The sequence below is a fragment of the Kitasatospora sp. NPDC097643 genome (genome assembly GCF_040302625.1).
GTDB lineage: Bacteria > Actinomycetota > Actinomycetes > Streptomycetales > Streptomycetaceae > Kitasatospora.
In genome coordinates this window covers 146487-172293 of record NZ_JBEOSA010000004.1, presented here as the reverse complement: position 1 = coordinate 172293, position 25807 = coordinate 146487, and the positions used below count along the sequence as shown (strand labels likewise).

Here is a 25807-nt window from a genome sequence, read left to right as displayed (position 1 = left end):
ACGACCTTCCGAGACGACGGGACGGAGACATCCGCGTGGCGCGCAGCGTGTACGTGACCGGGATCGACCGGGGGGACGGCCGGCAGGCGGTCGAGCTCGGGGTCATGGAACTGCTCACCCGCCAGGTGGACCGGGTCGGGGTCTTCCGGCCGCTGGTGCACGCGCACGCGCCGGGCGAGCCCGGGTCGGACCACGTGGTCGAGCTGCTGCGCACCCGGTACCGGGTGGACCTGCCGGGCGCGGAGCTGTACGGGCTCACCTACGAGGAGGCCGCCGCACTACAGGCCGCCCGGGGGCAGGACGAGCTGGTCTCCACCCTGGTGGACCGGTTCCGCGCGCTGGAGCGGCGCTGCCAGGCGGTGCTGGTGCTGGGCACGGACTTCGCCGACACCAACATCCCGGACGAACTGGCCTTCAACGCCCGGCTGGCCAACGAGTTCGGGGCCGCCGTGCTGCCGGTGGTCGGCGGCCACGCGGGGGACCCGGAGGCGGTGATCGCGGAGGTCCGCAACGCCCACCGGGCGTACACCGACCTCGGCTGCGAGACCCTGGCGATGATCGCCAACCGGGTCGCCCCGGGCGCCAAGCAGCGGATCCAACGCAAGCTGACGGAGAAGCTGCCGATCCCCGCCTACGTCATCCCGGAGGAGCCGGCGCTGGCCGCGCCGACCGTCGCCCAGCTGGTCGAGGCGACCGGCGCCGAGGTGCTGCTCGGCGACGCGGCGGGCCTGGCCCGGGACGTCCGCGGCTTCGTCTTCGGCGGCGCCATGCTGCCGACCTTCCTGGACGCGCTGACCGAGGGCTCGCTGGTCGTCACCCCCGGGGACCGCGCCGACCTGGTGATCGGCTCGCTGGCCGCGCACGCCGCCGGCGCCCCGCCGATCGCCGGCGTGCTGCTGACCCTCGGTCAGCACCCCGGCCCGAACGTGATGGCGCTGGCCGCCCGGCTCGCCCCCGGCACCCCGGTGGCGGTCGTCCCGGAGGGCAGCTGGCCGACCGCCGCCACCCTCACCCACCTGGAGGGCAAGCTGTCGGCGGCCAGCCCGCGGAAGGCCGAGATCGCCCTCGGCCTGTTCGAACTGCACGTCGACACGGTCGAGTTGACCAACCGGATCGAGGTCGGCCGGTCCGAGCGGGTGACCCCGATGATGTTCGAGCACGAGCTGCTGGAGCGGGCCCGGGCCGGTCGTCGGCACGTCGTCCTGCCGGAGGGCGCCGAGGAGCGGGTGCTGCGCGCCGCCGAGATCCTGCTGCGCCGCAACATCTGCGACCTCACCCTGCTCGGCGACGTCGACGAGGTGCGCCGCAAGGCGGCGAGCCTCGGCATCACCATCCCGCAGGTGGGGGCACCTCCCGGCCGCCAGGCTGGGGGCGATTCCGGGGCCGACCGTGCCCAGGTCCGGGTGGTCGACCCGACCACCAGCCCGCTGCGCCGCCAGTTCGCCGAGCTGTACGCGCGGTTGCGGGCGCACAAGGGCATGACCGTCGAGCTGGCGCTGGACGTGGTCACCGACGTCTCGTACTTCGGGACGCTGATGGTCCAGGAGGGCATCGCGGACGGCATGGTCTCCGGCGCGGTGCACTCCACGGCGGCCACCATCCGGCCCGCCTTCGAGGTGATCAAGACCTCGCCGGGCGCGGCCATCGTGTCCAGCGTCTTCTTCATGTGCCTGGCCGACAAGGTGCTGGTGTACGGCGACTGCGCGGTCAACCCCGACCCGGACGCCCAGCAGCTGGCCGACATCGCGATCCAGTCCGCCGCCACCGCAGCCCAGTTCGGGGTGGAGCCGCGGGTGGCGATGCTCTCCTACTCGACCGGCACCTCGGGCTCCGGCGCGGACGTCGACAAGGTCCGCAAGGCCACCGAGCTGGTCCGCGAACTGCGGCCGGACATCCTGGTCGAGGGGCCGATCCAGTACGACGCGGCGGTGGACGAGCACGTCGCGGCGACCAAGCTGCCGGGCTCGCCGGTGGCCGGGCGGGCCACCGTGCTGATCTTCCCGGACCTCAACACCGGCAACAACACCTACAAGGCGGTGCAGCGTTCGGCCGGGGCGGTCGCGGTCGGGCCGGTCCTCCAGGGCCTGCGCAAGCCGGTCAACGACCTGTCGCGCGGCGCGCTGGTCGAGGACATCGTCAACACCGTGGCGATCACCGCCATCCAGTCGCAGGAGCGCAAGGAGCCGTCGGCATGAGTGAAGGTACCCGCGTTCTCGTTCTCAACGCCGGCTCCTCCTCGGTGAAGTACCAGCTGATCGACATGCTGGACGGTGCCCGACTGGCCGCCGGGCTGGTCGAGCGGATCGGCGAGCCGAGCGGCCGGCTGGTGCACTCCCCGCGCGCCGGCGAGCCGCGCGAGACCCGGCAGGTCTTCCCGGACCACTCCGCCGCGCTCAAGGCGGTCGCCGAGGAGCTGGCCGCCGACGGCCTCGGGCTGGACTCCCCCGAGCTGGCCGCGATCGGCCACCGGGTGGTGCACGGCGGCCGGCGGTTCACCGAGCCGACCGTGATCACCGAGGAGGTGCTCCGGGAGGTCCGCCGGCTGATCCCGGTCGCGCCGCTGCACAACCCGGCCAACATCACCGGCATCGAGGTGGCCCGCGCGCTGCGGCCCGACCTGCCGCAGGTGGCCGTCTTCGACACCGCCTTCCACGCCTCGATGCCCGAGTACGCGGCCCGGTACGCGATCGACCGGGCCGTCGCGGACGAGCACCGGGTGCGCCGCTACGGCTTCCACGGCACCTCGCACCAGTACGTCTCGCGGGCCACCGCCCGCCTGCTGGGCCGGGACCCGGCCGAGCTGAACGTGATCGTGCTGCACCTGGGCAACGGCGCCTCCGCCTCGGCGGTCGCCGGCGGCCGGTGCGTGGACACCTCGATGGGCCTGACCCCGCTGGAGGGCCTGGTCATGGGCACTCGTTCGGGTGACATCGACGCGGGCGTGGTGTTCCACCTGCACCGGGTCGGCGGGCTGTCCGTCGACGAGATCGACGACCTGCTCAACCGCCGCAGCGGACTGCGCGGCCTGTGCGGCGACAACGACATGCGCGAGATCATGCGGCGGGCCGAGGCCGGGGACGCGGACGCGCAGCTGGCCTTCGACGCGTACGTCCACCGGCTGCGCAAGTACATCGGCGGCTACTACGCGGTGCTCGGCCGGGTGGACGCGATCGCGTTCACCGCGGGCGTCGGGGAGAACGCGGCGGCGGTGCGCGCGGCGGCCACCGCCGGGCTGGAGGAGCTGGGCATCGCGGTGGACCCGGAGCTGAACTCGGTGCGCTCCGGCGAGCCCCGGATCATCTCGCCCGCGTACGCCCGGGTGGCGGTCGCGGTGGTGCCCACCGACGAGGAGCTGGAGATCGCCCGCCAGGCCTTCGCCCTGGTGCACCACGGGTCCGAGGAGTGAGACGGAGTCCGGGGACTGACACCTCGTCGTCTCGTTCCTCGGGATCGTTCGTCGGCGATTCCTCGCGATTCGTGCCGAATGCACCTATAACACGACCGGATAGACTGACCCATATGCGCCGAGCGAAAATTGTCTGCACCCTGGGTCCGGCCACGGACTCCTACGAACAGCTGAAGGCCATCGTCGAAGCGGGCATGAACGTCGCCCGACTGAACATGAGCCACGGCAACCACGCGGACCACGAGGAGCGGTACCGCAAGGTCCGCCAGGTCTCGGAGGACACCGGCAAGGCCATCGGCGTCCTGGCCGACCTTCAGGGTCCCAAGATCCGTCTGGCGACCTTCGCCAACGGTCCGGTGACCGTCGACAACGGCGACGAGTTCACCATCACCACCGAGGACGTCCCCGGTGACCAGCACATCTGCGGCACCACCTACAAGGGCCTGCCCGGCGACGTGAAGCCCGGCGACCCGATCCTGATCAACGACGGCGTCATCGCCCTGGAGGTCGTCAGCGTCGACGGCCCGCGGGTGAAGACCGTGGTGGTCGAGGGCGGCGTGCTCTCGAACAACAAGGGCATCAACCTGCCCGGCGCGGCCGTGAACGTGCCCGCCCTGTCCGAGAAGGACAAGGAGGACCTGCGCTTCGCGCTCCGCCTGGGCGTCGACATGGTCGCGCTGTCCTTCGTCCGCAACGCGGCCGACATCAAGGACGTCCACGCGGTCATGGACGAGGTCGGCATCCGGGTGCCGGTCATCGCCAAGATCGAGAAGCCGCAGGCCGTCGAGGCCATGGAGGAGATCGTCCTCGCCTTCGACGCCATCATGGTCGCCCGCGGTGACCTGGCCGTCGAGTACCCGCTGGAGCGGGTGCCGCTGGTCCAGAAGCAGCTGATCACGCTGGCCCGCCGCAACGCCAAGCCGGTCATCGTCGCCACCCAGATGATGGAGTCGATGATCCACGCCTCGCGCCCGACCCGCGCCGAGGTCTCCGACGTCGCCAACGCCATCCTGGACGGCACCGACGCGGTCATGCTCTCCGCCGAGTCCAGCGTCGGCAAGTACCCGGTCGAGACCGTCCGCACCATGAGCCGGATCTGCGAGAAGGCCGAGGAGGAGCTGGTCGGCCAGGGCCTCCAGCCGCTCAACCCGGGCCGCAAGCCGCGCACCCAGGGCGGCTCGATCGCCCGCGCCGCGTGCGAGCTGGGCGACTTCCTGAACGGCCAGGCGCTGATCGCGTTCACCAAGTCCGGTGACACGGCGCGCCGGCTGTCCCGCTACCGCTCGCCGATCCCGGTGATCGCGTTCACCCCGGACGTCGCCACCCGCAACCAGCTCTCGCTGAGCTGGGGCGTCGAGGCGCACGTCACGGAGCAGGTCCAGACCACCGACGAGATGGTCGCCCAGGTCGACCGCGAGCTGCTGCGCATGGGCGAGCTCGCCCAGGGCGCCACCGTCATCGTCACCGCCGGCTCGCCGCCCGGCATCCCCGGCAACACCAACATGGTCCAGGTCCACCACCTGGGCACCCGGGGCGAATAGCCTCTCCTGGTGTTCCAACGCCCGTGGGGCGGCTCTCCGTTGGGAGGGCCGCCCCACGGGCGTTCGTACGGGTACCGCTACGTGTTGCTGTAGGGCGCGTTGTCGTTGAACAGGTGCATCCCGGGGATGGTCAGCGTGCCGCCGAACTGGCCGGCCTGCTTGGCGGTGACCCCGGTCAGCTCCAGGTCCAGCGGGATCGGGATCGAGCCGATCAGGTCGTACAGCCAGCGCGGCAGGGTGTCCGGGGTGAGGGTGATCTCGCCCAGGTCGATCGGGATCGGCAGGCCGAGCAGCTTGGAGAGGTGGCCGGACAGCCGCTCGACGTACATCGTGACCGCGCCGTCGCGCATGGTCGAGGTCGAACCGGGGGCGCCCTGCACGTGGAAGGTGACGCCGTTGCCCTCCAGGGTCGACATGTCGAGATTGTCGATGTCGACGGCGGCGACCACGAACTTCAGCACCCGCTTGGTGCCGGTCGGGGTCTTCACGTCGTAGACCCCGTGGAAGGCCGCGCCGTGCAGCGCGAGCCGGCTGGTGAGCAGCGTCCAGTTCTGCTCCGGGACGACCTGCCCGCCCGCGGCCGAGCCGGCGGTCAGGCCGCGGGTGTCCACCGCGCAGTTGGGGTTGGCGGTCGGCGAGGCGGACGGGGTGCCGGACGGCGTGGCGGTGCCGGTGGTGGCGCCGGCCGAGGGCGTCGCCTTCGGGCTCGCCTTGGTGGTGGCCTTGCCGGACGCACCACCGGTCGCGGACGGCGTCGCGGCGGGCGAGGGCTGGTCGCCGGACGGGGCCGGGGCGGCCTGGCCGGTGGCCGGCTGGGCCTCGCCCTGGGTCGGTGCGGTCGGCGCCGGGGCCGGCGGCTGGGTGGGCTGGGCCTGGGTCCCGGCGCGCGGGGCCGGGGTGGCGGGCGCGGGGGCCGGGGTGGTGGCCGGCGCGGGCGTGCCGGCGGCCGTGGCGGTCGGTGACGCGCTCGGCGAACCGCCCGGGTTCAGCAGCTTGCCGATGCCGCCGACGATGTCGTCGATCAGCCCGGTCTGGGTGGCGGTGCCGGTCCCGCCGGCGGTGCCCTGGTAGACCGCGCTCACCGCGCCGGAGGTGCCGGTGGCGGCGGAGCGGACGGCGGGCGGCTGGGTCGCCGGGGCGGTGGCGGCGCCGGAGGGCGTGGCGGCGGGCGTGATGGCCGGGGCGGTGGGCTGCTTGGTCGGTGCGACGGTCGGCACCTGGGTCGGGACGGCGGTCGGGCCCGCGGTCGGCACCTGGGTGGGCACCGAGGTGGGCGTACCCGTCGGGGCCGTGGACGGCGCCGTACCGGGCGCGGTGGACGGGCCGGGCGGCGGCTCGGGCAGCTCGCTCTTGGGGACGGGCACCTCCACCGGCGCGACGTCCGGGACGGCGGCCGGGGCGGTGCCGCACTTGCCGGCCGTCGACTCGGCGACCGCCGGGTTCGGGGTGTAGGCGGCGGCCATCAGCAGCGCGGTCGGCACCGCGGCCATCGCCAGCGCCCGGCCTCTCAGCCGGACCCGCACGGGCGTGCGCGGAGCCGCGTGCCGGCCGGAGCGCCGCGCGGGAGCGTCCGCGCCGTCCGGCTGCTCGGCCGACCCGGTCACTTCGCCTCCTCCGGGTCGCCGGCGGCGGCCTGCCGCGGCACGGTGCCCCCGGCGGCCGCGGGCCCGGCGGCGGGCTGCTGCGGCTCGCCCTGGACGGGCAGCTTGGCGGTCGGCGCCTCGGCGGCCTCCGCGGTCTCCGGGGCCTCCGTGGCCTCCGGGGACTGGGCAGCCTCGGTCGCGACGCTCTCGGCGACGGCGTTCTCGGCGGCCTTGGCCCTGCCCCGGCGGTGGCTCGTGGCCCCCTCGGCCTTCGGCTCGGGCAGCGGCGCCCAGGAGACCATCAGCCCGCCGCCGATCAGGCCCGGCAGCAGGGCCAGGCCGAAGCCCGCCAGGTTGGAGACCGGGATCGAGACCAGCGTCAGCAGGATGGTGGCGATGCCCGCGAAGACCCGCACGGCCGGCTGGAACCAGCCGGTGAGGCCGAGCAGGATCATCAGGATCCCGATGAACAGCGACCCGGCACCCGCCGTCGTGGACATCGCGATCGTCAGGCCACCGAGCGACAGGTGGGCGTACGGGAAGTACAGGATCGGGACGCCGGCGATCATGGCCAGCAAGCCGCCCCAGAAGGGCCGGGTGCGGCGGAAATCACGGAAATGCCGCCAGAGCCACCCGATCGGATTCTGGTGACCGGTCCGGGGTTCGACCGTTGCGCTGGACATGGTGCAGCTCCTCGACGTCTCTACGAGGGGAAGAACAATGGGGGTAAGGCCGGGAACGGCGGTCGCCCGCCGCCCCCGGCCTAGGAGGACCCGTCATCCGGGCACGCCGGCCGGCGTGCCGTCAGGCCGGGCTCAGAAGCACTCGGTGCCCGGGCCGTCGCCGCGCTTGAGCTGGAGGCTCAGGCCGTTGAGCTCGAAGTTGCCGGCCGAGGTGGCCCGCGCGGTCTGCTGGACGTTGTCCAGCGTGGCCGACTCGGCGGCCTGGGCGAAACCGGTGGCACCGGTCGGCAGGCCCTTGCCCCCGCCGGCCTTGGTGACCTTCTCGTGCGGCGCCCAGCCCTGGGTCGCCGAGCCCGAGAGGGTGGAGGCGTCCTGGCCGATGTTGATGTTCTTGAACTTCGCGTCGGCCTTCAGCTGCTCCAGGTCGATGAGCAGGTTGTCGGCGTGCACCGGCTTGCTGCCCGGGCCACCGGCGTTCAGCTGGAGGGTGATCTTGCCCAGGCCGAACGCGGACAGGTCGGTCACCACGGACTGGCACAGGTTGGTGATGTCGGCCGAGTCGAATGCCGAGACGGCGACCGGGTGCAGCGCACCGCCCGCCTCGACGTCGACGGTGCCGAACTGGGCGAAGTTCTTGCCCTCCAGGTGAGAGGTGCTCACCTTGAACTGCTGGCCGGAGATGCTGAACGACGCAGCGAGCGCGCTGTTGGCGATCGAGACGCCGACCATCGCGGTGGCCGCGACGCTGGGCACCATCACCAGGGCGAAGCGCTTCCAGCGGGTCTTGCCGTAGGTCTGGGACATGCGAGTCCTCCTTCTAGGACGTACATCTCCGGCTCCCCTGCGGCGCGTCCCGCGCCGGTGGGGGCCTGGGATGGGAGAGAGCTACGTCCTCGGTAGCGGAGAACGCCGTGGGCGTCGTCGGACGCGGGAGCGGCCTGCGTACTGCGGCACTCCCGACCCGATACCTGCCGTCCTTGCGGGGCGGCGGGCAGGACCGACGACATCGGCGATCACCCCCGAGCGACAACCAGCGACCGCGCAGGGCCGCGCGGCCGGACGAAGGACAGGAACCGCCGTGGGACCGCGGATACCCCCCTGCCCTCCCTACCGCCGACCGGGGCCGGCGGATCACCCGGTGGGGATCCCGCGCTCCGCCTGACCGACGGGCTGTCGGGGGGTGTGGAGTCTCGGGACCGGGCGTCGCCGATCGTGCTTGAATCCCGGGCGAAGCACAAGAGGTTCCTTACTGACGGGTAATGCAACACCCGGTGGCATCGATCATGGAATCGGCCCGCCCCACACCGTGCGTGACGCCTTGAAGGAAACGTGACGGTGAAATCCCCCGGAAACACGAAGGAAACACCCGTGGGTGGTTACTGGACGTAACCACCCACGGGTGTTGTCAAGATTTGGTAAACCTCTGTCCGGTTGACCGGATTGTCGCCAAATCACCCGGCGACACCGCAGGTCATCCGCCGTGCCAGCGCACGGCCCGGAACGCCCTGGTCAGCCCTGCCCGGCAGCGCCCGGCGCGGCTCAGAACAGCACGCGGGCCAGCGCCGCCCGGGCCACGACGACCCGCGGGTCCTCCGGGCCGATCACCTCGAACAGCTCCAGCAGGCGCAGCCGGGCGGCGTCCCGGTCCTCGCCCGCGGTCCGACCGACGGTGTCCACCAGGCGACCGAAGGCGTCCTCGACGTGACCGCCCACCAGGTCCAGGTCGGCCGCCTGGAGCTGGACCTCGACGTTCTTCGGGTCGGCCGCGGCCGCCGCGCGGACCGCCTGGAGGTCCAGGCCCTCGACCCGGTGCAGCAGTTCGGCCTGCGACAGGCCGAGCTTGGCCTCGACGTTGCCCGGCTGGTCGGCCAGCACGTTCCGGTAGGCCTGGATGGCGCCGCCCAGGTCGCCCCGGTCCAGCGCGTCGTGCGCGGCCGACAGCGCCGGGTCCTCGGGCCGCTGCGGGGCGGCGGCCGGGGCCTCGCCCGGGGCCGTCGCGCCGCCGGCCACGCCGAAGCGCTGCTCGGCGACCAGGATCAGCTGGTCCAGCACCTTGCGGACGTTGGCCGCGCTCTCCGCGCCCTGGAACAGCGGCACCAGCTGGCCGGCGACCACGGCCATCACGGCCGGGATGCCCTGGATGCCGAACTGCTGCGACAGCATCGGGTTGGCGTCCACGTCGATCTTGGCGAGCACGAAGCGGCCGGCGTACTCCTCGGCCAGGCCCTCCAGGATCGGGCTGAGCTGCTTGCACGGCCCGCACCACTCGGCCCAGAAGTCGATGACGACCGGCACCTCGGTGGACCGCTGGACGATCTCCGTCTCGAAGGTGTCCTCGGTGACGTCGATGACGAGCTGGTAGGCGGGCTGGTCGGGGGCGACTCCGGCCGCCTCGGCGGCGGCCGCCTGACGGGCCCGCTCGACCCGGGCCTGCTCGGCCTTCTGGGCAGCCTCGCCGGCTGCCTTCACTGCGGCGAGGTCGACCGCACCGCGCAGGGCGGAGCTGTTGAGACGCGAATTCCGTGGCTGCATGGCACCATCCTCCCCCGTCCGCGCTGCTCGCGGGCACCAACATCCGGAAAGTCGCCCCGCGCGGACCGCGCCGCGCGGGTTCCCGGGCGTCGTGCCCCTCCCCCGGTAGCCTGAACCGTTCGGCGCGGATCCCCACCCGCGCCCGCGCCGCTCCCGTCCCACGGGGTGCGGCGCCTGGTTGTCACTGCTTTCGCTACGAGTCGTAGCGTAACTGGAGCCGGGGTCCGGCCCGCAACCCCCTCCGGCCGTTCCGGGACGTGACCTGCCCCACTTTCCCGGGTGGCCCGGCTGCCCGAATCGACGAACAGTCGCTACCGTTACCAGCCCCACCCAAGTTACTTACCAGTAAAGCGCAAGGAGGCCCGGTGCCGGCCGCCCAGCCCCCCGCGATCCCGGACAGCACGCTCCCGGACGGTGCGTTCCCGCACGGCACGCTCCCGGAGGCCGCGAACGCGTCCAGGGCCAAGGGCCGCCCGCGCAGCGCCGCCGCCGACCTCGCGATCCTCGACGCCACCCGCGAGGCGCTCGCCGAACTCGGCTGGGGCGGGCTGACCATGGGCCACGTCGCGACCCGCGCGGGCGTCGCCAAGACCACCCTCTACCGCCGCTGGCCGTCCAAGAACGAGCTCGTGGTGGACGCCGTCGCCAGCCTGTTCGACGAACTGGTGATGCCGGACCTCGGCAGCCTGCGGTCCGACATCGAGGCCGTGGTGGCCCAGTTCGCCGACCTGCTGGCCCGCCCCGAGACCCAGGCCGCGCTGCTCGCGCTGTTCGCCGAGGGCACCCGCGATCCGCAGCTGCGCCGCCGGATCCGGGAGGCCATCGTCGACCCGCAGAAGCGGCTGGTCCGGCAGGGCCGGGCGGCCGCCCAGGCGCGCGGCGAACTCGCCCCGGACACCGACCCGGGGGCGGCGGGCGAGGAGATCGACATCATCTTCGACACCATCGCCGGGACGGTCGAGCACCGCGTGCTGGTCAGCGGCGAGCCGATCACCACCGACTGGACCCGCCGCTTCACCAACCTGCTGCTGGGGCCCTTCCCGAGCCTGCTGACGGACTGCTGACGGCGCACTGAGGGCACGACGAAGCCGCCCCGCACGGACCGAACGTGCAGGGCGGCTCCGGGCTCCTCCGGAACGCTCCGGGGCCGCGGCTAGAAGGCCGCGTTCTCCTGGTACGTCCCCCACTCCTGCCGCAGCGCGTTGCAGATCTCGCCCAGGGTCGCCTCGGCGCGCACCGCGTCCAGCATCGGCTCGATCATCGACGCGCCCGAGCGCGCGGCCGCCAGCATGGCGTCCAGCCCCGCCTTGACCGCCGCGTCGTCCCGGGCGTCCTTGCGGGCCCGCAGGACCCGGACCTGCTCGCGCTCCACCTCGTGGCTGACTCGCAGGATCTCCAGCTCGGGGGTGACGCTGCGCGGGTGGCAGTTGACGCCGACCACGCGCTTCTCGCCCTTCTCCACCGCCTGCTGGTACTGGAAGGCCGCCTCGGCGATCTCCCCGGTGAACCAGCCCTCCTCGATCCCGCGCAGGATGCCGGAGGTGATCGGGCCGATCTCGTGGTCCTCGCGGCCCTTGTCCAGGATCCGCTGGAAGATCGCCTCGGCCTGCTGCTCGATCCGGTCGGTCAGCGCCTCGACGTACCACGAACCGCCCAGCGGGTCGGCCACGTTGGCGACACCGGTCTCCTCCATCAGCACCTGCTGGGTGCGCAGGGCGATCTCGGCGGCCTGCTCGGACGGCAGCGCCAGGGTCTCGTCCAGGGCGTTGGTGTGCAGCGAGTTGGTGCCGCCGAGGACCGCGGACAGCGCCTCGACGGCGGTGCGGACCACGTTGTTGTACGGCTGCTGCGCGGTGAGCGACACACCGGCGGTCTGGGTGTGGAAGCGCAGCCACTGCGCCTTGTCCGTCTTGGCGCCGAAGCGGTCGCGCATCCAGCGGGCCCAGATCCGGCGCGCGGCACGGAACTTGGCGATCTCCTCGAAGAAGTCCAGGTGCGCGTCGAAGAAGAACGACAGGCCGGGCGCGAAGACGTCCACGTCCAGGCCCCGGGACAGGCCCAGCTCGACGTAGGCGAAGCCGTCCGCGAGGGTGTACGCCAGCTCCTGCGCGGCCGTCGCACCGGCCTCGCGGATGTGGTAGCCGGAGACGGACAGCGGCTTGTACGCGGGGATGCCCTTGGCGCAGTAGGCCATCAGGTCGCCGATCAGCCGCAGGTGCGGCTCGGGGGCGAACAGCCACTCCTTCTGGGCGATGTACTCCTTGAAGATGTCCGTCTGCAGGGTGCCGTTGAGCACCGCCGGGTCCACGCCCTGGCGCTCGGCGGCGACCAGGTACATGCAGAAGATCGGCACGGCCGGGCCGCTGATCGTCATCGAGGTGGTGACCCCGCCGAGCGGGATGTCGTTGAACAGCACCTCCATGTCGGCGGCGGAGTCGATGGCGACACCGCAGTGGCCGACCTCGCCGAGCGACTTCGGGTCGTCCGAGTCGTAGCCCATCAGGGTCGGCATGTCGAAGGCGACCGACAGGCCGCCGCCGCCAGCCTCCAGGATCATCCGGTAGCGCTCGTTGGTCTGCTGCGCGTTGCCGAAGCCGGCGAACTGGCGGATGGTCCAGGTGCGGCCCCGGTACCCGGTGGCGTGCAGCCCGCGGGTGAACGGGTACTCGCCCGGCCAGCCGATCCGCTCGAAGCCCTCGACGGCCTGCCCGGGGGCGGGCCCGTACACCGGCTCGACCTCGTCGCCGGAGAGGGTGGTGAAATCCGCGTCCCGCGTGCGGGCCTTGTCGTACCGCTGCTGCCAGCGCTGCCGTCCGCGCTCGATCTCCTCGGCGTCCATGGGCCGAACTCCGCTCCGTACGGCCGCCACGGCACCGGGCGGCACAGCTATTAGGACGTCCTACTAATTTACTCGGACGTCCTAGTAGTTGTCGACGGATGACCGCCCCGAAACGCCGGGAGCGCCCCTCCCGGTCGGGAGGGGCGCTCTCGATGGCTGCGCGGGGCCCGGCGTCAGGCGCCGGCCGGCTCCGGGGCGACGATCAGCGGCGCGACCTCGCGCGTCACCGTGCGCTCGACGAAGAAGGCGGCGGTCGGGACCACGCCGGCCAGCAGCACCCAGGCCAGCTTGCCGATCGGCCACTTCGCCTTGGTGCCCAGGTCGAAGGCGAACACCAGGTACACCACGTACAGCCAGCCGTGCGCGATGCCGACCGCGGTCGTGAAGCCGGCCGCGCCCGAGACGTCGAGCACGTACTTGGCGATCACACCGGCGGTCAGCAGCACCAGAAGGACGCCCGTGACATACGCCATGGCCCGGTAGCGGGTCAGCACACTCTGCTTCATGGCATCGAGGGTAACCGTCCTCACGGGTGCTCCCGCGCAGCCCCCTCGCCCGGCTCGGTGAAGTCGCCGGCGGCGATCCGCAGCGGCTTGAGCAGCTCGAACACCTGGCGGCACTGCTCGGTGTCGTACTCCTCCAGACCGAACTCCATCGCCATGAGCTCCCGGGTGGCCGCCTCGACCACCTCGCGGCCGCGGTCGGTGATCGCGGCGAGCACCCCGCGGCCGTCCAGCGGGTTGGGGCGGCGGGCGACCAGGCCGGCCCGCTCCAGCCGGTCGACGGTGTTGGTGACGCTGGTCGGGTGGACCATCAGCCGCTCGCCGATCTTGGAGAGCGAGAGCTCGCCGGTCCGACTGAAGGTCAGCAGCACCAGCGCCTCGTACCGGGCGAAGGTCAGCCCGTACGGCTTGAGCACCGCGTCCACCCGGGAGAGCAGGATCTGGTGGGCGCGCATGATCGAGGTGATCGCCGCCATCGAGGGCGCTCCACCCCAACGGCGGGTCCAGAGCTGGTCGGCGCGGGCGATCGGGTCGAAGTCGAGTGCGAGGGGCTTGGCCACCTCCTTACCGTACCGGCGGAAGGGACGTGTGCTACCAGCTGTCCTGATGGTGGACAAGTGTGCGGCGTGGCGGGATCCCGCCAACCGGGCGGCCAGGTCCATACCAGGACATTGCACCGGTGTGAACGGACGACAACCGGCCACCAGGTGAACACCGTTGACGGCGAATCGATCGTCCACCGCACTACCAGGCCTCGGTTCGGACGGTAACCCGCTGAAAGGCCGGGTGGTTTGACCCGGTTTGCCGGTCCGTTCACAAACCTTCGCCCTGGCGGGACTTGGCCAATTCATGAACGAGACCTGTCATTTCATTTGCCCGGTTGCCATGCTTTCCGCCAACCCCGTCCGGCGGCCACCACCCCCACCCCCGGTGGCCCGCCGCTCAACCGCACGGGGTGCAGCACGTCAGCGCCCGTTCCGCCCCGATGGTGCCGACCCCGGCTCCCCGGAACGAGGTGCGACCGCAACCACGCGGTTTCCCGGAAGGACACGTCCGTGAAGCGAAAGCTCGCCGCCGTCGCCGTACTCTCCGCCACCGCCCTGCTCACCGGCGTGGTCCAGATAGGCGGCACCGCCCAGGCCGACCCCGCCCCCAACGGGCGGGCCGCGCAGCAGCGCGCCGACCTCTTCACCCAGGCGAACAACCAGGCCGCCAAGGTGGCCCACGCCCTGGCCCTGGGCGGCCAGGAGCAGCTGGTGGCCAAGGACGTCGTGGTGGACGCCGACGGCACCCGCCACGTCCGCTACGAGCGCACCTTCGCCGGACTGCCCGTCCTCGGCGGCGACCTGGTGGTCCACCAGAAGGCCGACGGCTCGGTGACCTCGGTGGACAAGGCGATCGGCGCACAGATCGCGGTGGCCAGCCTGACCCCGCAGATCCCCGCCGACAAGGCCGCCTCCCAGGCCGCCGGCGCCGTGCAGGCCACCGTCGGCATCGCACCCGACGCGGACGAGTCCCCGCTGACCGAGGTCCACCAGACCGGCGCCGCCAAGCTGGTGGTCTGGGCCACCGACGGCAAGCCGCGCCTGGCCTACCAGACCGTGGTCGAGGGCCTGCGCGCCGACGGCACCCCGAGCAGCCAGCTGCTGGTGACCGACGCGGCCAACGGCCAGGTGCTCTCCAGCCACGAGCAGGTGCAGACCGCCACCGGCAGCGGCACCGGCGTCTTCGTCGGCACCGTCCCGCTGACCACCACCCTGAGCGGCAGCACCTACCAGCTGAAGGACGCCTCCCGCGGCGGCCAGTCCACCAGCGACCTCAAGCACCGCACCTCCGGCTCCGGCACCCTCTACACGAGCTCGACCGACGTGTTCGGCAACGGCACCGTCTCCAACGGCGCGTCCGCAGCGGTGGACGCCCAGTTCGGCGCGGCCGCCACCTGGGACTTCTACAAGAACACCTTCGGCCGCCTCGGCATCAAGAACAACGGCGTCGGCGCCACCAGCCGGGTCCACTACGGCAGCAACTACGTCAACGCGTTCTGGTCCGACAGCTGCTTCTGCATGTCCTACGGTGACGGCGCGAGCAACACCCACCCGCTGACCGCGATCGACGTGGCCGGTCACGAGATGACCCACGGCGTCACCTCCGCCACCGCCGGCCTCAACTACTCCGGCGAGTCCGGCGGCCTCAACGAGGCCACCTCGGACATCTTCGGCACCATGGTCGAGTGGTACGCCAACCTGGCCTCGGACACGCCGGACTACCTCATCGGCGAGCAGATCAACATCAACGGTGACGGCAAGCCGCTGCGCTACATGGACCAGCCCTCCAAGGACGGCTCCTCGGCCGACTACTGGTCGCCCACCGTGGGCAACCTGAACGTCCACTACTCCTCGGGCGTCGCCAACCACTTCTTCTACCTGCTGGCCGAGGGCAGCGGCGCCAAGACCATCAACGGCGTCAGCTACAACAGCCCGACCTACAACGGCTCCACCCTCGCGGGCATCGGCCGGGACAAGGCCGCGCAGATCTGGTACAAGGCGCTGACCGTCTACATGACCTCGACCACCGACTACGCGGGCGCCCGCGCGGCGACCCTCAAGGCCGCCGCCGACCTCTACGGCACGGGTGGCACCGAGTACAACGCGGTCGCCGCGACCTGGGCCGCCGTCAACGTCAACTGACGTACGACGCCCAGCGACAGGACGCCCGGGGCCGCCGTGGAGGGCCGGCCCCGGGCGTCCGCGCGCTTCCGGGCGTCCGCACGTTTTCCGGGCTGGCACGCCGGCCCGGTAGCAGTGCCGTCCGGACCCGGCAAGGCCGCCCGCTGGCGGAGTCCCGCCAGCGGGACGAACCGCCCCGAACCGGTCAACCGGCGGCAGCCGAACCATCCGCACCAGGACTGGCGAGACCTGGCCAATCCCCGGCGGCGGCCTGTCGTTTCCTGCCATCGATTGTCATGCTTCTGACCAAGCCCCGTCCGACGCCCGTCGCCCCCACCCATCGACCGGCCGTCAGGAACCGCACGGGAGCGGCACGTCCGCGCCCTACCGCCCCAACGGCGCCAATCCCGGCGCCCCGGTACGCGGCGCACCCGCGCGCACACGCGGTTTCGTGGAAGGAACCCCCGTCCGTGAAACGAAAGCTCTCCGCCGCAGCCGTACTCTCCGCCACCGCCCTGCTGGCCGGTGTCGTCCAGATCGCCACCGTCCCCGCCCAGGCCGCCGCCCCGGCGCCCGAGCAGCAGCAGGCCGCCCTGCTCACGCTGGCCGCCGGGCAGAGCGCCCCGCTGGCCCAGGCCCTGGGCCTGGGCGCCCAGGAGCGGCTGGTCGTCAAGGACGCCGTCACCGACGCCAACGGCGACCGCCACCTGCGCTACGACCGGACGTACGCCGGCCTCCCGGTGCTCGGCGGCGACCTGGTCGTCCACCAGCGCGCCAACGGCACGGTGAGCTCGGTCGACCGCGCCTTCCCCGACCGGCTCACGCTGCCCGGCCTGACCCCGGGGCTGAACGCCGGACAGGCCGCCGAGCGCGCGACCGCCGCCGTCCGGGCCACCGTCGGCCTCGCGGCCGACGAGGACGAGGCCGCGCTCAGCCGGGTCGACGGTGCCGGCGCGGCCGAGCTCGTGGTCTGGGCCGCCGACGGCGCCCCGCGGCTGGCCCACCGCACGGTGGTCCGCGGCGAGCGGTCCGACGGCACCCCGAGCAGCCAGCAGGTCGTCACCGACGCGGCCACCGGCGAGGTGCTCTCCACCCACGAGGAGTTCCAGACCGCGACCGGCACCGGCAAGGGCGTCAACGTCGGCACCGTCACGCTGACCACCACCCAGAGCGGCTCGACGTACTCGCTGAAGGACGCCTCCCGGGGCAACCAGTCCACCACCGACCTCAAGGGCGGCACCTCGGGCAGCGGCACGCTGTTCACCAGCACCACCAACAGCTGGGGCAACGGCACCACGTCCAACCGCCAGTCCGCCGCCGTGGACGCCCAGTTCGGCGCCGCGGCCACCTGGGACTACTACAAGAACACCTTCGGCCGCAACGGCATCAAGAACAACGGCGTCGGCGCCGCCAGCCGGGTCCACTACGGCAGCAACTACGTCAACGCGTTCTGGAACGACTCCTGCTTCTGCATGACCTACGGCGACGGCGCCAGCAACACCCACCCGCTCACCGCCATCGACGTCTCCGGCCACGAGATGACCCACGGCGTCACCTCCGCCACCGCCGGCCTCAACTACTCCGGCGAGTCCGGCGGCCTCAACGAGGCCACCTCGGACATCTTCGGGACGATGGTCGAGTGGTCGGCCAACCTGCCCGCCGACCCGCCGGACTACCTGATCGGCGAGAAGCTCAACATCTTCGGCAACGGCAAGCCGCTGCGCTACATGGACAAGCCCTCCCAGGACGGCAACTCCGCGGACTCCTGGTACTCGGGCGTCGGCAACCTGGACGTCCACTACTCCTCGGGCGTCGCCAACCACTTCTTCTTCCTGCTGGCCGAGGGCAGCGGCGCCAAGGTGATCAACGGCGTCAGCTACAACAGCCCGACCTCCAACGGCTCGTCCGTCACCGGCATCGGCCGGACCAAGGCGGCCGCGATCTGGTACCGCGCGCTGACCGTCTACATGACCTCCACCACCAACTACAAGGCCGCCCGCACGGCGACCCTGAAGGCGGCGACCGACCTGTACGGCGCCACCAGCACCGAGTACAAGACGGTGGCCGCGGCCTGGAGCGCGGTCAACGTCAACTAGCACCCCGCCCAGCCACCCCCGGAAACGGCGACAGGCTGCCGCGGCCCTTTGGGAGAGGAGGCCGCGGCAGCCTGTCGGCCGTTCGCGTCGGGGGAGGTCAGGCGGTGGCGGGCCGCAGCTCGCCGCGCTCCTCCTGGCCGAGGGTCTTCTCGGCGTAGATGCCGCCGAACGGCACCACCGAGAGCACGAACAGCAGGACGCCGCGCTTGGCGTCCCACTTCTGCGCCTGCCAGGCCTGGATCCAGAACACCACGTACAGGATGAAGAGCGTCCCGTGGACGGGGCCGAGCACCGGGACGGCGTTGAAGCTGGTGGTGTACTTCAGCGCCGTGCAGATCAGCAGCAGGACGAAGGAGATCCCTTCGGGGGCGGAGACCAGGCGCAGACGGTGGACGGCGCTGCTGTTCACGATGAGTACCTCAATACGGGGGTCGGAGGCGTGGGCGCGCTTGTGAAGCGACTCACAAGCCTGTTCCGGCCATTATCACCGAGCACCTGTCCGAACCCGGGCCGGGGGGTGGGCACCGTGCCCGATGTCACAGCTGTGCGGCAGAACGCCGCCGAGCGTCACCAGCCGTCACCCGCAAGCCCTATCCTGCTGCGCGCGCCCTACGAACCGGGCGCCAGAGGCAACGCACCACGGGGGGCACCACATGTTCAAGCGCGACTGGGACCGCAGGACCTGCGCCAAGCGCGGCCACATCACCTACCGGCCGACCGAGCCCGAGCTGGCCACCCGGCTGCACGCCGCCACCGCCCTCGGCGACGCCTGGCGCTGCCTGCGCTGCGGCGACTTCGCGCTCGGCGCCCCGCACGGCTCCGGCCCGGCCGAGAACGCCCCGCTGGTGCCGCGCGGCAAGGCCCTGCGCGACCTCTTCATCCTGCGCTTCCTGGCCGTCGAACGGGTGCTGCGCGGGGTGCTGATCCTGGTGATCGCCTGGGCCGTCTGGAAGTTCTCCAACAGCCAGGACGCGGTGCACCGGGTCTTCGACGAGAACCTCTCGGTCTTCAAGCCGGTCACCGACCACTTCCACTGGGACCTCGAGCACTCCCCGATCGTCGACACCATCCGCAAGACCTTCGACTACAAGAAGAGCACCCTGCTGATCGTCGCGGGCGGCCTGGTCGCCTACGCGCTGATCGAGATCGTCGAGGCGGTCGGCCTCTGGCTGAACAAGCGCTGGGCCGAGTACCTGACGGTGGTCGCCACCGCGGCCTTCCTGCCGCTGGAGGTCTTCGAGCTGACCGAGCACGTCAGCGCGGTGAAGATCTGCACGCTGCTGCTGAACATCGCGGCCGTTCTGTGGATCATGCTCTCCAAGCGGCTGTTCGGGCTGCGCGGCGGCGTGGTGGCCTTCGAGGCGGAGCGCCACTCGGCCTCGCTGCTGGAGGTCGAGCAGGCGGCCGGCACCGTGCCGCGCGCCACCCACCGGGGGGCGCACGCGGGGGCGTGACCGGCAGGTTGTGTCCCAGCCCGGTACCAGTTGCCCCCGGGCCCCTCCCCCGGCCACGGCCGCTCCGGATAGATTGCGGCCGTGGCACAGTTCAGACTCCAGGGATCCCGGGTGCTCGCCGTCGAGCTGGCGGGCGACGCCGTGAAGGCCAGGCACGGCTCGATGGTCGCGTACACCGGCCAGATGAGCTTCAAGAAGCTGACCGGCGGTGGGGACGGCCTGCGCGGCATGGTCGCCCGCCGGCTGACCGGTGAGCAGATGACGGTCATGGAGGTGAAGGGGCAGGGCACCTGCTACTTCGCCGACAAGGCCACCGAGATCAACCTGGTGCGGCTGAACGGCGAGACGTTGTACGTCGAGGCGGACAACCTGCTCTGCACCGAGGCCTCGCTGCACACCGGCACCTCCTTCACCGGGCTGAACGGCGTCTCCTCGGGCAACGGCCTGTTCACCACCAAGGTGGAGGGCCACGGCTGGGCGGCGCTCACCTCGAACGGACCCGCCGTCATCCTGCGGGTCGGCAAGGACATGCCGCTGCGGGTCGACCCGGGCGCGTACGTGGCGCACACCGGCAGCCTGCACCGCAGCCTGAAGTCCGGCGCGGGCTGGACGACGGTGATCGGCGAGGGCGGCGGCGAGGCCGTCCAGGTGGAGTTCACCGGCGAGGGCCTGGTGTACGTGCAGCCGTCGGAGAAGGTCACCATCGGGGGCGACGTCTGATGGGCTTCACCAGGGTCAACAACAAGATCGTCGAAGCCGTCCTGGTGCCCGGCCAGCGGCTGTTCAGCCAGCGCGGCGCGATGCTCGCGTACACCGGCGAGGTGCGCTTCACCCCGAACATCACCGGCGGCCAGGGCGGCGTGATGTCGATGATCGGGCGCCGGGTGGCCAACGAGGACACCCCGCTGATGACCGTCGAGGGCCAGGGCAGCGTGATGTTCGGCCACGGCGGCCACCACGTGCAGGTGATCGACCTGACCGGCGACACCCTGTACGTCGAGGCGGACCGGCTGCTGGCCTTCGAGGGCACGCTGCGCCAGTCCACCATGTTCATGGGCGCGCAGGGCGGGGTGATGGGCATGGTCCGCGGCCAGGTCACCGGCCAGGGCCTGTTCACCACCAAGCTGGAAGGCCACGGCGCGGTCGCGGTGATGGCCCACGGCGGCGTCTTCGAGCTGCCGATCGTCCCCGGCCAGCCGGTGCACGTGGACCCGCAGGCGTACGTCGCGCACCGCGGCCAGGTGCAGAACAAGCTGTCCACGGCGCTGGGTTGGCGCGACATGATCGGCCGCGGCTCGGGCGAGGCGTTCCAGCTGGAACTCTCCGGGCAGGGCGCGGTGTACGTCCAGGCGAGCGAGGAGAAGCTCTGATGTCCCACCCGCCGCAGCCGCCGTACGGCGGGCAGTCGCCGTACGACCAGCCGACCCAGCCGGGCTTCGTGATGCCTCCGCCGCCGCCGCAGGGCTACGGTCCGCCGCCCGGCCAGGGCTACCCGCCCCCGCCGCCGCCCCCGCAGGGCTACCCGCAGCAGGGCTACCCGCAGCAGCCCCAACAGGCTTACGCCCAGGAGCAGTTCGGCGGCCCGCAGGCCCCGCTGCCGACCGCGCAGAGCGGCTCCGGCCCGGTGGTGCACGACGTGCACAGCCTGCCGGTCGACGACAACGTCAACCCGTACGCCTTCTCGGTCGACCTGAACGGCGCTTACTTCCTGCAGAAGGGCAAGATGATCGCCTACTACGGCGACATCACCTTCAAGGGCGTCGGCGCCGGGGTGGTCGACCGGATGCTCGGGATGCACTTCAACTCCCCGATGCACGCGGCGGACTGGGTGGTGGCCCAGGGCCGCGGCAAGCTGCTGCTGGCCGACCGCGCCTTCGACCTGAACTCCTACGACCTGGACAACGGCAACCTGACCGTCCGCTCGGGCAACCTGCTGGCCTTCGACCCGTCGCTGCGGCTCAAGCAGTCGATCATCCCGGGCTTCCTGACCCTGATCGGCACCGGGAAGTTCGTCGCCGCCTCCAACGGGCCGGTGCACTTCGTCGAGCCGCCGATCCGGGTGGACCCGCAGGCCCTGGTCGGCTGGGCGGACTGCCCGGCGCCGTGCCACCACTACGACCACGAGTACATGCACGGGCTGATCGGCGGCATCCGCCGGCTGACCGGGCTCGGCGGCGCGTCCGGCGAGGAGCACCAGTTCGAGTTCATCGGCGCCGGCCAGGTGCTGCTGCAGTCCTCCGAGAAGCTGATGGCCGAACGGTCGGTGGGCGCGGTGGGCGCCGAGGCGGGCATCCCGATGGGCGGGGTGCCGTCCCAGCCGGGGGCCTCGGGCCACGGCGGCGGCAACACCAACATCCCGGGCCTCGGTAACCTGGGCGACCTCGGGCGACGTTTCGGCCTGTAAATTCGTACAACATTGAACTAAATCGGGTATGCTGTCCCCATGGATGCGCACACGACCGACACCGCGGACACCCCTCCGGCACCGTCCGAGCAGGAGACTCCCTGGCTGACCGCCAGGGAGCAGCGGATGTGGCGCGCCCACCTCGAGGTCGCCAAGCTGCTGGACTACCAGCTCGGCCGCGAACTCCAGCCGCACAACCTGGCCATCAACGACTACGAGATCCTGGTCGTCCTCTCCGAGGCACCCGACCACCGGATGCGGATGACCGACCTCGCGACCGCCACCCTGCAGTCCAAGAGCCGGCTCTCGCACCAGATCACCCGGATGGAGAACGCCGGCCTGGTGCTCCGTCAGGAGTGTCCCGGCGACCGCCGCGGCCTCTACGCCCACCTCACCGAACAGGGCTGGGAGACCATGCAACGCGTCGCCCCCGACCACGTCCGCAGCGTCCGGGCCCACTTCATCGACCGCTTCACCCCGGAACAGCTCGACGCGATGTACACCGCCCTCGCCCCCATCGCCGACCACCTCCGAAGCCTCCGCGGCCGCTCCTGACCCCCGGGGCGCTCGCTGCGCAGGAAGTCGGCCGGGTCGACTTCCCGCGCAGGAGAGCCGGGTAGGAATGCCGTCGCCGCTTCGGCTGGGCCGGAGCGGCGACGGGTGGAGGTGGTGCCGGTCAGCGTTCGGTGAGGCCGGCGACCAGGGCGTCGGCGGCGCCGTACGGGTCGAGCTCGCCCGCCACCACGCGTTCGGCCAGGGCGGCCAGGTGGCGGTCCCCGTGCAGGTCGCCGATCCGGGCGCGCAGCTCGGCCAGGGCGATCGCCTCGATCTCGTCGGCGGCCCGGCGGCGGCGGCGCGCGGCGAGCTCGCCGTGCTCCTCCAGCCAGGCGCGGTGCTTCTCCAGCGCCTCGACCACCTCGTCGACGCCCTCGCCGCGGGCCGCGACGGTCTTGACGATCGGCGGCCGCCAGTCCCCCGCCTCGCGGGCCTCGCCGAGGCCCAGCATGTGGTTGAGCTCGCGGGCGGTGGCGTCGGCGCCGTCCCGGTCGGCCTTGTTGACCACGAAGAGGTCGCCGATCTCCAGGATCCCGGCCTTGGCGGCCTGGATGCCGTCGCCCATGCCGGGGGCCAGCAGCACCACGGTGGTGTCGGCCTGGGCGGCGATCTCCACCTCGGACTGGCCGACCCCGACGGTCTCGACCAGGATCACCTCGCAGCCGGCCGCGTCCAGCACCCGCAGGGCCTGCGGGGCGGCCCAGGAGAGCCCGCCGAGGTGGCCGCGGGTGGCCATCGAGCGGATGAACACCTCGGGGTCGGTGGCGTGGTCCTGCATCCGGACCCGGTCGCCGAGCAGGGCGCCGCCGGAGAACGGCGAGGACGGGTCGACGGCCAGCACCCCGACCCGCTTGCCGAGCCGGCGGTAGGCGGAGACCAGCGCGGAGGTCGAGGTGGACTTGCCGACCCCGGGCGAGCCGGTCAGCCCGACCGTGTAGGCCTGCCCGGTGTACGGCGCGAGCGCGGCCATCGCCTCGCGCAGCTGCGGGGCGGCGTTCTCGACCAGCGTGATCAGCCGGGCGACCGCCCGGGGGCGGCCCTCCCGGGCCTGTTCGACCAGCGTGGCGACATCGATCATCAAGGCCCTCCTAGGGTGCGGACGCCGAAGGGGCTGCGGACCGCTCGTGACGGTCCGCAGCCCCGAAGATCAGATCAGCTGATCAGGCCTTCGGAACGCGCACGATCAGCGCGTCACCCTGGCCGCCGCCGCCGCACAGGGCGGCCGCGCCGACCCCGCCGCCGCGGCGCTGGAGCTCCAGCGCCAGGTGCAGCACCACGCGGGCGCCGGACATGCCGATCGGGTGGCCGAGCGCGATCGCGCCGCCGTTGACGTTGACGATCTCCGGGGAGACGCCCAGGTCCTTGCTCGACTGGTAGGCGACGGCCGCGAACGCCTCGTTGATCTCGATCAGGTCGAGGTCGGCGACCTCCAGGCCCTCCTTGGCCAGCGCGTGCTTGATCGCGTTGGACGGCTGCGACTGCAGCGAGTTGTCCGGGCCGGCCACGTTGCCGTGCGCGCCGATCTCGGCGATCCAGGTCAGGCCCAGCTCCTCGGCCTTGGCCTTGCTCATCACGACGACCGCGGCGGCGCCGTCGGAGATCTGCGAGGAGGTGCCGGCGGTGATCGTGCCGTCCTTGGTGAAGGCCGGGCGCAGCTTGGCCAGGCCCTCGGCGGTGGTGTCCGCGCGGATGCCCTCGTCCTGGCTGAACAGCACCGGCTCGCCCTTGCGCTGCGGGATCGCGACCGGGACGATCTCGGCGTCGAAGACGCCGTCGGCCTGCGCCTTGGCGGCCCGCTGGTGCGAGGCGGCGGCGATCTCGTCCTGCGCCTCGCGCGGGATGCCCAGGCGGGTGTTGTGCTTCTCGGTGGACTCGCCCATCGGGATGTTCTCGTACGCGTCGGTGAGGCCGTCGTGGGCCATCGCGTCGAGCAGCTCGACCGCGCCGTACTTGTAGCCCTCGCGGGACTTCGGCAGCAGGTGCGGGGCGTTGGTCATGGACTCCTGGCCGCCGGCGACCACGATGTCGAACTCGCCGGCGCGGATCAGCTGGTCGGCCAGCGCGATGGCGTCGAGGCCGGAGAGGCACACCTTGTTGATGGTGAGCGCCGGGACGTTCATCGGGATGCCGGCCTTGACGGCGGCCTGGCGGGCCGGGATCTGGCCGGCGCCGGCCTGGAGCACCTGGCCCATGATCACGTACTGGACCTGCTCGCCCGTGATCCCGGCCCGCTCCAGCGCGCCCTTGATCGCGAAGCCGCCGAGGTCGGCGCCGGAGAAGCCCTTGAGCGAACCGAGCAGGCGGCCCATCGGGGTCCGTGCACCGGCGACGATCACAGAGGTGGTGTTGGTCATGGGACGGGCCCCTTCGCACGTCGTGGCCAGGTGAGGATGCGCTCAATGTACTGACCCGGTACCCACCCGTCACCGGAGCGACGGTGTGATCGAGCGCACTGACACCATCCAGTCAACACCGTGTCAGTACGGTCCGGGTGAACCCGCGCGTGTGAGCAGACTCGCACGTCCGGTGGTGGCGCGGCTTCGGCGCGATGCGCTGCACTGGTGACACCTCGTTCCCGAGGCCCCACCCGGTCCCGTCCCGCCTTCCGGAGGTCGCTGTGCTGACCCGTATCGACCACATCGGCATCGCCTGCCGCGACCTCGACAAGACGGTCGAGTTCTACCGCGCCACCTACGGCTTCGAGGTCTTCCACAGCGAGGTCAACGAGGAGCAGGGTGTCCGCGAGGCCATGCTCAAGATCAACGACACCGGGGACGGCGGCGCCTCCTACCTCCAGCTGCTGGAGCCCACCCGGCCCGACTCCACCGTCGCCAAGTGGCTCGAGAAGAACGGCGAGGGCGTGCACCACATCGCCTTCGGCACCGCCGACGTGGACGGCGACGCGGAGGCCATCCGGGCCAAGGGCGTCCGCGTCCTGTACGACGAGCCGCGGATCGGCTCGATGGGCTCGCGGATCACGTTCCTGCACCCCAAGGACTGCGGCGGCGTGCTGACCGAGCTGGTCACCTCGGCCGAGCCGGGCGCCCACGAGGCCCACTGACCGCCCGCCGACCGCCCTCCGGACGCCGCCTGCCGGGCGGCGTCCGGTCATGACCCGTCAGTAACCTGTGCCGGGCAGCCGGAAAACCCCCACGCGGCCATTCCCCCACGGTGCGCTCCCACTACAATGCCCAGGTGCGCGAAGACTCCGGGGGACGGAGGAGACGAGCACGGCCGATGACAGGTCCGTCCGCCCTCCGGTGGCCGGCCCGTCGCAGGGGAGTCCAGTACGCGGGCACGGCTGAACAGCCGCAACACGGATCTGTCACCATTCTCCACGAGGCAAGAGTTCGCCCAGGAGTCCACCCGGACGGGGGAACGCGGCACCACCGCGCTCCCGCGACCAGGACTCCGACGACCGCGGCGGACGGTCCCGGCTGAGCCGGGGGTCCGTTCACGGCCGCGGATGCAAGGAGCCAGTCGGACCGGCACCCGGACAGCGGGGGCCCGGGACCGGCCGGGTCGAGGACGCGACCAGGAGATGG

General features: G+C 72.0%; 22 protein-coding genes. 12 read left to right on the top strand and 10 right to left on the bottom strand.

The window, feature by feature from the left end:
- The first annotated feature begins 35 nt into the window (after positions 1 to 35).
- The 3 genes from pta (at position 36) to pyk (ending at position 4947) form a co-directional block, all read left to right on the top strand.
- Complete coding sequence (pta, locus tag ABTY15_RS04905) at positions 36 to 2195, top strand: phosphate acetyltransferase (protein ID WP_350576071.1); 2160 nt, start codon at positions 36 to 38, stop codon at positions 2193 to 2195.
- Positions 2192 to 3406, top strand: a complete 1215-nt coding sequence (locus ABTY15_RS04900) for an acetate kinase (RefSeq protein ID WP_350576069.1) — start codon at positions 2192 to 2194, stop codon at positions 3404 to 3406. Before pta ends, ABTY15_RS04900 begins: the two co-directional genes overlap by 4 nt.
- Positions 3407 to 3519: 113 nt before the next feature.
- Positions 3520 to 4947: a pyruvate kinase gene (pyk, locus tag ABTY15_RS04895; RefSeq protein ID WP_350576066.1), complete on the top strand. Its 1428-nt coding sequence runs from the start codon at positions 3520 to 3522 to the stop codon at positions 4945 to 4947.
- Positions 4948 to 5024: 77 nt separating this feature from the next.
- Here the strand turns inward: pyk and ABTY15_RS04890 are convergent, their stop codons facing one another.
- From ABTY15_RS04890 to ABTY15_RS04875, 4 genes are all read right to left on the bottom strand, one after another.
- Positions 5025 to 6551, bottom strand: coding sequence for a hypothetical protein (locus ABTY15_RS04890; protein WP_350576064.1), 1527 nt, complete (start codon positions 6549 to 6551; stop codon positions 5025 to 5027).
- Positions 6548 to 7213, bottom strand: a complete 666-nt coding sequence (locus ABTY15_RS04885; RefSeq protein ID WP_350576061.1) for a DUF6114 domain-containing protein — start codon at positions 7211 to 7213, stop codon at positions 6548 to 6550. The genes ABTY15_RS04890 and ABTY15_RS04885 overlap by 4 nt, the downstream gene beginning before the upstream one ends.
- Before the next feature lie 132 nt (positions 7214 to 7345).
- Positions 7346 to 8017: a DUF6230 family protein gene (locus ABTY15_RS04880; RefSeq protein WP_350576058.1), complete on the bottom strand. Its 672-nt coding sequence runs from the start codon at positions 8015 to 8017 to the stop codon at positions 7346 to 7348.
- Between the two features lie 735 nt (positions 8018 to 8752).
- Positions 8753 to 9745: a tetratricopeptide repeat protein gene (locus ABTY15_RS04875; RefSeq protein WP_350576055.1), complete on the bottom strand. Its 993-nt coding sequence runs from the start codon at positions 9743 to 9745 to the stop codon at positions 8753 to 8755.
- A gap of 389 nt (positions 9746 to 10134) precedes the next feature.
- Here ABTY15_RS04875 and ABTY15_RS04870 point away from each other — a divergent pair, with 389 nt between their 5' ends.
- Positions 10135 to 10809, top strand: coding sequence for a TetR/AcrR family transcriptional regulator (locus tag ABTY15_RS04870; RefSeq protein ID WP_502893424.1), 675 nt, complete (start codon positions 10135 to 10137; stop codon positions 10807 to 10809).
- 89 nt (positions 10810 to 10898) lie between these two features.
- On the opposite strand, the gene icmA is transcribed toward ABTY15_RS04870, so the two are convergent.
- From icmA to ABTY15_RS04855, 3 genes are all read right to left on the bottom strand, one after another.
- A complete protein-coding gene (icmA, locus tag ABTY15_RS04865) occupies positions 10899 to 12584 on the bottom strand; it encodes a coenzyme B12-dependent isobutyryl-CoA mutase large subunit (protein ID WP_350576052.1) in 1686 nt (561 codons plus the stop codon).
- A 173-nt stretch (positions 12585 to 12757) separates the two neighbouring features.
- A complete protein-coding gene (locus tag ABTY15_RS04860; RefSeq protein ID WP_350576049.1) occupies positions 12758 to 13090 on the bottom strand; it encodes a DUF3817 domain-containing protein in 333 nt (110 codons plus the stop codon).
- Positions 13091 to 13110: 20 nt separating this feature from the next.
- On the bottom strand, positions 13111 to 13647 hold the full coding sequence (locus ABTY15_RS04855) for a MarR family winged helix-turn-helix transcriptional regulator (RefSeq protein WP_350576046.1): 537 nt from the start codon (positions 13645 to 13647) through the stop codon (positions 13111 to 13113).
- A gap of 495 nt (positions 13648 to 14142) precedes the next feature.
- On the opposite strand from ABTY15_RS04855, the gene ABTY15_RS04850 reads away from it, so the two are divergent.
- Positions 14143 to 15774 carry a M4 family metallopeptidase gene (locus ABTY15_RS04850; protein WP_350576040.1) on the top strand — a complete coding sequence of 544 codons (1632 nt, stop codon included), beginning with the start codon at positions 14143 to 14145 and terminating at the stop codon, positions 15772 to 15774.
- Between the two features lie 449 nt (positions 15775 to 16223).
- Positions 16224 to 17849, top strand: a complete 1626-nt coding sequence (locus ABTY15_RS04845) for a M4 family metallopeptidase (RefSeq protein ID WP_350576037.1) — start codon at positions 16224 to 16226, stop codon at positions 17847 to 17849.
- Positions 17850 to 17946: 97 nt separating this feature from the next.
- Here the strand turns inward: ABTY15_RS04845 and ABTY15_RS04840 are convergent, their stop codons facing one another.
- Positions 17947 to 18261 (bottom strand): DUF3817 domain-containing protein, encoded by a 315-nt coding sequence (locus tag ABTY15_RS04840; protein WP_350576165.1) that lies wholly within the window; start codon positions 18259 to 18261, stop codon positions 17947 to 17949.
- Between the two features lie 241 nt (positions 18262 to 18502).
- Here ABTY15_RS04840 and ABTY15_RS04835 point away from each other — a divergent pair, with 241 nt between their 5' ends.
- The 5 genes from ABTY15_RS04835 to ABTY15_RS04815 all read left to right on the top strand — a co-directional run bounded on the left by ABTY15_RS04835 (position 18503) and on the right by ABTY15_RS04815 (position 22262).
- The gene (locus ABTY15_RS04835; protein ID WP_350576035.1) at positions 18503 to 19303 is read left to right on the top strand and encodes a DUF2127 domain-containing protein; all 801 of its coding nucleotides are present in this window, start codon (positions 18503 to 18505) and stop codon (positions 19301 to 19303) included.
- Between the two features lie 81 nt (positions 19304 to 19384).
- Entirely contained in the window at positions 19385 to 20023 is a 639-nt protein-coding gene (locus ABTY15_RS04830) for an AIM24 family protein (protein WP_350576032.1), read from the top strand.
- Entirely contained in the window at positions 20023 to 20673 is a 651-nt protein-coding gene (locus ABTY15_RS04825) for an AIM24 family protein (protein ID WP_350576026.1), read from the top strand. Before ABTY15_RS04830 ends, ABTY15_RS04825 begins: the two co-directional genes overlap by 1 nt.
- Positions 20674 to 20897: 224 nt before the next feature.
- Entirely contained in the window at positions 20898 to 21707 is an 810-nt protein-coding gene (locus ABTY15_RS04820) for an AIM24 family protein (RefSeq protein WP_350576163.1), read from the top strand.
- 39 nt (positions 21708 to 21746) lie between these two features.
- Positions 21747 to 22262, top strand: a complete 516-nt coding sequence (locus ABTY15_RS04815; protein WP_350576023.1) for a MarR family winged helix-turn-helix transcriptional regulator — start codon at positions 21747 to 21749, stop codon at positions 22260 to 22262.
- Positions 22263 to 22383: 121 nt separating this feature from the next.
- Here ABTY15_RS04815 and meaB read toward each other — a convergent pair whose 3' ends face one another.
- Complete coding sequence (meaB, locus tag ABTY15_RS04810) at positions 22384 to 23340, bottom strand: methylmalonyl Co-A mutase-associated GTPase MeaB (protein ID WP_350576016.1); 957 nt, start codon at positions 23338 to 23340, stop codon at positions 22384 to 22386.
- Positions 23341 to 23422: 82 nt separating this feature from the next.
- A complete protein-coding gene (locus ABTY15_RS04805) occupies positions 23423 to 24616 on the bottom strand; it encodes an acetyl-CoA C-acetyltransferase (protein WP_350576013.1) in 1194 nt (397 codons plus the stop codon).
- 263 nt (positions 24617 to 24879) lie between these two features.
- On the opposite strand from ABTY15_RS04805, the gene mce reads away from it, so the two are divergent.
- Positions 24880 to 25323 (top strand): methylmalonyl-CoA epimerase, encoded by a 444-nt coding sequence (gene mce / locus ABTY15_RS04800; protein WP_350576010.1) that lies wholly within the window; start codon positions 24880 to 24882, stop codon positions 25321 to 25323.
- Positions 25324 to 25807 lie beyond the last annotated feature (484 nt).